The 6,226-nt window shown below is 73.0% G+C and carries 6 protein-coding genes; all 6 read right to left on the minus strand.

All coding sequences use genetic code 11. The features are described 5' to 3' along the window. Positions 1–76 precede the first annotated feature (76 nt). The 6 genes from E2C05_RS33450 to E2C05_RS27250 all read right to left on the minus strand — a co-directional run bounded on the left by E2C05_RS33450 (position 77) and on the right by E2C05_RS27250 (position 6,143). Positions 77–769: a transposase gene (locus E2C05_RS33450; protein ID WP_158292398.1), complete on the minus strand. Its 693-nt coding sequence runs from the start codon at positions 767–769 to the stop codon at positions 77–79. 161 nt (positions 770–930) lie between these two features. Next, the gene (locus E2C05_RS33455; RefSeq protein ID WP_158292399.1) at positions 931–1,572 is read right to left on the minus strand and encodes a hypothetical protein; all 642 of its coding nucleotides are present in this window, start codon (positions 1,570–1,572) and stop codon (positions 931–933) included. 227 nt (positions 1,573–1,799) lie between these two features. Further along, a complete protein-coding gene (gene uvrC / locus E2C05_RS27235) occupies positions 1,800–3,698 on the minus strand; it encodes an excinuclease ABC subunit UvrC (protein WP_133222794.1) in 1,899 nt (632 codons plus the stop codon). 376 nt (positions 3,699–4,074) lie between these two features. Beyond that, positions 4,075–4,494, minus strand: coding sequence for a dihydroneopterin aldolase (gene folB, locus E2C05_RS27240; RefSeq protein ID WP_240046916.1), 420 nt, complete (start codon positions 4,492–4,494; stop codon positions 4,075–4,077). Beyond that, complete coding sequence (locus tag E2C05_RS27245) at positions 4,491–5,270, minus strand: SDR family oxidoreductase (RefSeq protein ID WP_133222796.1); 780 nt, start codon at positions 5,268–5,270, stop codon at positions 4,491–4,493. The genes folB and E2C05_RS27245 overlap by 4 nt, the downstream gene beginning before the upstream one ends. Positions 5,271–5,324: 54 nt before the next feature. Next, a complete protein-coding gene (locus tag E2C05_RS27250; protein ID WP_133222797.1) occupies positions 5,325–6,143 on the minus strand; it encodes an ABC transporter ATP-binding protein in 819 nt (272 codons plus the stop codon). Positions 6,144–6,226: the final 83 nt, after the last annotated feature.

Here is a 6,226-nt window from a genome sequence, read left to right on the forward strand (position 1 = left end):
GCCGCCGCCGCGGCGGCGGGAGTGGGGTGGCGAACGGGCCGCGCCGGCGGCCGCCCGCGGTGGGGCGGAGGCGGCCTCATGCCGGTTCCAGCGCGCGGCAGGCCCGCCGGCCGCCGGCCAGGTCCATCAGCCGCAGCAGCGCCTGCAGCGGGCCGCGGCGGATGCGGCGGCGGAGGTCCCGCGCCACCCAGCCCAGCACGCCGGGGACGGCGCGGTGCAGGCTTTCGGACAAATCCGGGTCGAACAGCCGGGCGGCGGGCGCCGGCAGGGCCGAATGCAGCCCCAGCCGCCGCGCCAGCAGCACGCCCCAGAGGCCCATGAGGCGATGGCCGCGGCGGAAGGCGCAGCAGGCCCGGTAGGCCAGGCCGCGCAGCGCCGGCGGCGCATCCGGCCGCGCCACCGCCAGCAGCAGCCGTGCCCAGAGCCCGGCATGCGCCCAGCGGCGATAGCAACGGGCGATGGTGTCGTGCCGGCCGAATGCCTCCGGCAACTGGTGCCAGCAGGCGCGGCCGCCGCGCGGGTGCTTGAGCGTGACGGCGCGGAAGATGGCATCCAGCCGGCCGCGCGGATCGGCGGTCGGCCGCCCGGCGGCGGAGGCGCGGGCGAGCAGGGGAGCGAGGGCGGCCCATTCGGCATCGCTGAGCGGCGCCCAGGGCCGCACCGGGGTCAGCAGCGCGCCGGGGTCCACCTGCTGGCGATAGAGCGTCAGCAGGCGGGGGATCAGGTCGGGCGGCAGGGGGCTCGGGGAGGGGGAAAGGGTGGTGGGCATGGCGGCCTGGCCCTCGGCGGCGGGAACCGGCGAGGCTAGCGCAGGGCGCGGGGATAGGTGAAGGAAAAAATACCTATGAAATGCAGCCTGCGGTGCCACTCCGGCTGGCGCCGCATTGGCGATGCCGTGGGCCGAGGCCGGCGGCGCCGCTCCCGCGCCGTTCAGCCCGCCCGCCGCCGCGCTGCGCCGGCCAGCCCGGCCAGCCCGAGACCGAACAGGGCCAGGCCGCCCGGTGCCGGGATCGGCACGTCCGGGACACCTGGGTAGGGCGTGACATAGACGTCCCTGCCGATCAGCAACTCGCCGAAGAGGGAACTCAGTTCCGCATCCCCGAAGAAGGATCCGCTCTGCCCAGCCCCGGTGAACCGGGCGGAGAGGCCCTCGCTGAAGGGTCCCCGGCGCGGCTTCAGGAGATAGGAAAAGAATGAGTCGATGACCGTGGACGGATCCAGGGTGAAGGGGGACGGCCCGGTCCAGGTGATGCGGAAATCGCTGATCTCCGAGGCCAGGCCTGTCCCGCCGGGACCGGAGATGCGGGTATCGCCGTCCCGGTCCGTGCCCGTCAGGCTGATGTCGAGCGTGCCGGTCGCGGCGGACAATGGGCCCCGCAACACCCAGCCTTCCTGCCGGGCCTGGACGGTGACGGTGGCTGCCGGCGCCGCCTGTGCTCCGGCCAGAAGGGCGACGGCCAGGACGCCGGCCATCCCACACAACCGCATCGGTGCTTTTCTTTGCGAAATCACAATGTAAGATGACGCGGCGTATCGTTCTGGCAATGGCCTGGATGCGGAATTCCGGGCCATGCCGCGGCCATGTCGCGGCCATGTCGCGGCCCCGGGGCGGCGACCGGGTACCGCCGTCGCGCCACCGCCGCGCCCGGTGCCGCCGGCAGGCGCAGGCCCGGCGACCGGCCGTCCCGGCCCGGCTGGCGACCTGGGGGCCGGCCATGCTGGCAGGCAGGAGCCCATCCGCCCGCAAGCCCGCATGCCCGCATGCCCGCATGCCCGCCCATGGCGGGCCCCGGCCGCGGTCAGCCCTCCGTGCTGCCCGGGTGGAAATGCTCGTAGATCTTGCGCGCCACGCTCGGCCCGATGCCCGGCGCATTCTCGATGTCGCTCAGCGCCGCGTTGCGCACCCCGCGGGCGCTGCCGAAATGGTTCAGCAGCTTGCGTTTCAGCGCGCTGCCGACGCCCGGGATCTCGTCCAGCTCGCTCTTCACCAGGGATTTCGACCGGCCGGCGCGGTGGGTGGTGATGGCGAAGCGGTGCGCCTCGTCCCGCAGCCGCTGCAGGTAGTACAGCACGGGGTCGCGCGGCGGCAGCTGGAAGGCCGGGCGATCATGCTGGTGGAACCACTCGCGGCCGGCATCGCGGTCCGGCCCCTTGGCGATCGCCACCAGCGGCACGTCGTGCACGCCCAACTCGGCGAAGACCTCGCGCGCCGCATTCAGCTGGCCGATGCCGCCATCGATCATCACCAGGTCGGGCCAGGTGCCGGACTCGCGCTCCGGGTCCTCCTTCAGGGCGCGGCCGAAGCGGCGCTCGAACACCTCCCGCATCATCCCGAAATCGTCGCCGGGCTTCACCTCCGACTTTATCGAGAACTTGCGGTAGGCCTGCTTCAGGAAGCCGGCCGGCCCGGCCGCGACCATGACGCCATAGGCGTTGCTGCCCTGGATATGGCTGTTGTCGTAGATCTCGATGCGCTCCGGCGTCGCCGGCAGGTCGAAGACCCGGGCGACCGCCTGCAGCAGCGCCTCCTGCGCCGTGCCCTCGGCCAGCTTCCGCTCCAGCGCCTCCCGCGCATTGGTCTCGGCATGCTCGACGGCGGCGCGCTTGTCGCCGCGCTGCGGCCGGTGCAGCTCGACCTTGCGGCCGGCCTTGATGGACAGCGCCTCGGCGATCAGCGCCTGCTCCTCCGGCGCATGGCTGAGCAGCACCAGGGGCGGCGGCGGCAGGTCGTCATAGAGCTGGCCGAGGAAGGCGCCCATCACCTCCTCCGGCCCCTGCTCGCCCTTGCTCAGGAAGAAGGGGCGGTTGCCGTTGTTGCGGCCGCCGCGGAAGAAGAAGACCTGCACGCAGGTCTGCCCGGCCAGCTGGTGCAGCGCCACGACATCGGCATCGCCGATGCCTTCCATGTTGATGCGGTCGCGGCCCTGCACATGCGTCAGGCCGCGGATGCGGTCGCGGATCGCCGCCGCGCGCTCGAATTCCAGCGCCTCGGCGGCCTGCTCCATCTCCTTCGCCAGGTCCTTCTGGATGCTCGGCGTCTCGCCGGAGAGGAATTGCTTCGCCTGGTGGACCAGGTCGGCATAGTCCGGCTGGCCGATGCGCTCCACGCAAGGGGCCGAGCAGCGCCGGATCTGGTACAGCAGGCAGGGCCGGTCGCGGCTGTCGAACACCGTGTCGCGGCAGGACCGCAGCAGGAACACGCGCTGCAAGGCGGTCAGCGTCTGGTTCACCGCCCAGGCGCTGGCGAAGGGGCCCCAGTAGCTGGCGCCCTTGCGCCGTTCGCCGCGATGCTTGGTGATCTGCGGGTAGGCGTGGTCCTCGGTCAGCACCAGCCACGGGTACGACTTGTCGTCGCGCAGGACGATGTTGTAGCGCGGCCGCAGCTTCTTGATGAGGTTGGCTTCGAGCAGCAGCGCTTCCGCCTCGCTCGCGGTCGTGATGACCTCGAGGCTGCGGGTCTCGTGCACCATGCGGCGCAGGCGCTCGGGCAACCGGCCGATCTGGGTATACGAATGGACGCGCTTCTTCAGCGCGCGCGCCTTGCCGACATAGAGCGCGTCGCCCTTTGCATCCAGCATGCGATAGACGCCGGGCGCGAGCGGCAGCGTCGCCACCGCCGCCTCGATCACCCGCACGCCTTCCATCACCGGTGCCGTGTCCGGCGCCGCCCCGTCGCTATCCACCGCATCTCCGTCCATCGCTGCGGCATAGGCCAGAAGCGCGGCCGCGGGAAATGCCGGAAGGCCCCTGTCCCCGCCGTCCCGCAGCGGCGCGTCGATGCAGCCTCATCTGGCCGCTGCCCGCCCGCCTGCACGCGGTTGCATCGCCGCGCGGAAGGCCCGCCGGGCACTGCCTGCCCAGCCTGTGGATAACCCTGTGGACACGAACCCGTGATCCCGCAGAAAACCTTGCTCTTCGGACCGTCCCATGCTTTTGCCTAAATCGCGGGCAAATTCCTAAGATGCTGATCCACAATGGTTTCTTCGTCTTGGTCAGAAAAGGAATAGGTCAACCGTAACATTCAAGAGTTCCCGCCACGACGTCTCTTTTTGTCGCGAGCGTAGTGGACAGCCGTCAGGCCCGGGAGCCTTCGCGCTGCATGCGCTCCACCGCCACGCCGACCGAGGCCGCATCCGGGAAGGCATCCGGCTTCTCCACCGTGACGCGGGCGCGCAGCACGCGCGGATCGGCCAGCGCGGCCAGCGCGATGCGCTCCGCCAGCGTCTCCACCAGCAGCGTATGGCCATCCGCCGCCGCGGCGCGCGCCGCCTTCACCACGCGTTCGTAGTCGACCACGCGGCGCATCTCGTCGGCCCCGACGCCATCCGGCGCGGCGTCGTCCCGCACCGCCAGTTCCACGCCGATGACGACGCGCTGCGGCGCCGCCTTCTCATGCGGGTACACGCCCAGCCGCGCCTGCAGCGCCAGGCCGCGCACGAAGACCAGCCGCAGCGCCGCCGCGGCATCCGGGGCGAAGCCGGGGGCGATGCTCACTCCTCCGGCTCCGCCGCCGGCGTGACGGGCGCCCATTGCAGATGCTGCCCGCCGTCCAGCGCGATCATCTGCCCGGTCATCGCCGGCAGGGAAAGGATGGCCAGCGCGGCGCGCGCGACTTCCTCCGGGCTCGTCCCCCGGCGCAGCGGCGTGCTGCCCGCCTGGCGGTCGAATTGCGCCTGGGTCTGCCGCGGGCTGGGCAGCGCCGGGCCGGGGCCGATGGCGTTCACGCGGATGCGCGGCGCCAGCGCCAGCGCCATGGTCTGGGTCAGGGCCCAGAGCCCGGCCTTGGAGACGGTGTAGCTGACGAAATGCGGCGTCAGCGACCAGACGCGCTGGTCGAGCATGTTCAGCACCAGCCCTTCCGCCTGCGGCGGCAGCGCCCGGGCGAAGGCCTGCATCAGCAGGAAGGGCGCGCGCAGGTTGGGCTCCAGATGCGCGTCCCAGCTGTCCCGCGTCGCGTCGTGCCATTCGTCGCGCTCGAAGCTGCTGGCATTGTTCACCAGCACGCCGACGGGCCCCAGCGCGTCGGTCGCCTGCGGCAGCAGCCGGGCCGTCTCGTCCTCCCGCGCCAGGTCGGCGCGCAGCGTCGCGGCGCGGCGGCCGCGGGCGCGGATCTCGCCCGCCGTCTCCTCGGCCGCGGCTTCGCTGCCGGCGTAATGGAGCGCGATGTCGAAGCCGGTGTCGGCCAGGGCCAGCGCGATGGCGCGGCCGAGCCGCCTGGCGCCGCCGGTGACCAGCGCGGCGCGGGGAATGGTCGGGGGGATCGCGGGCATGCGGCGGCGGGTGTAGCAGCCCGGCCGGGCCGGGGGAATGCGGCGCGGCCCCGCTCAGGGCGCGGCGGCCGCGGCGCGGCGCACCTCCTCCCGGATCTCGGCCATCAGCCTGGCCTTCAGCGCGGCGAAGCCCGGCGTGGTCTTCACCGTCCAGTCGCGCGGATGCGGCAGCGGCACCGGCACATCCGCCTTGATCCGCCCCGGCCGCGCCGACATCACCAGCACGCGGTTGGCGAGGAACACCGCCTCGTCGATGTCATGCGTGACGAAGAGGACCGTCTTGCGGCGGCCGGCGGCGCCCGGCCCCGACATGTCCTCCCAGATCTCCAGCAGCAGCTCCTGCATCAGCTCGCGCGTCTGGTGGTCCAGCGCGCCGAAGGGCTCGTCCAGCAGCAGGATCTCGGGGTCGTTGGCCAGGGCGCGCGCCAGGGCGCAGCGCTGCTGCATCCCGCCCGAGAGCTGCCGCGGCCAGTGGTTCTCGAACCCGGTCAGGCCGGTACGGGCGATGAGGCGGGCGGCGATGGCGCGCTGCTCCGCCTCCGGCAGGCCGCGCTCGACCAGGCCGTAGCGGATGTTCCGCTCCACCGTCAGCCAGGGGAACAGGGTGTAGGACTGGAACACCATGCCGCGATCCGGGCCGGGGCCGGTGACGGCTTGCCCGCCCAGCAGCACCTGGCCCGCCGTCGGCTGGTCCAGCCCCGCGACGATGCGCAGCAGCGTGGACTTGCCGCAGCCGGAGGGGCCGAGGATGGCGACGAACTCCCCGGGCGGGACGGCGATGTCGGTCGGCTGCAGCGCCAGGGTCGGCGGCGTGCGGCCGCGCCCCGGGAAGCTGCGGGTGATGCCGGCGATGCGCAGGGTCTTGCCGCTCATCGCCAGCCCCGCCTTCCGTCGGCGGGCGGCGCCCCGGCCGCGCCGCCGCGGGGCGGTGGCGGCCGGGGCGCCAGCCGCCGCGC

The organism is Paracraurococcus ruber, assembly GCF_004353985.1.
Lineage (GTDB): Bacteria > Pseudomonadota > Alphaproteobacteria > Acetobacterales > Acetobacteraceae > Paracraurococcus > Paracraurococcus ruber.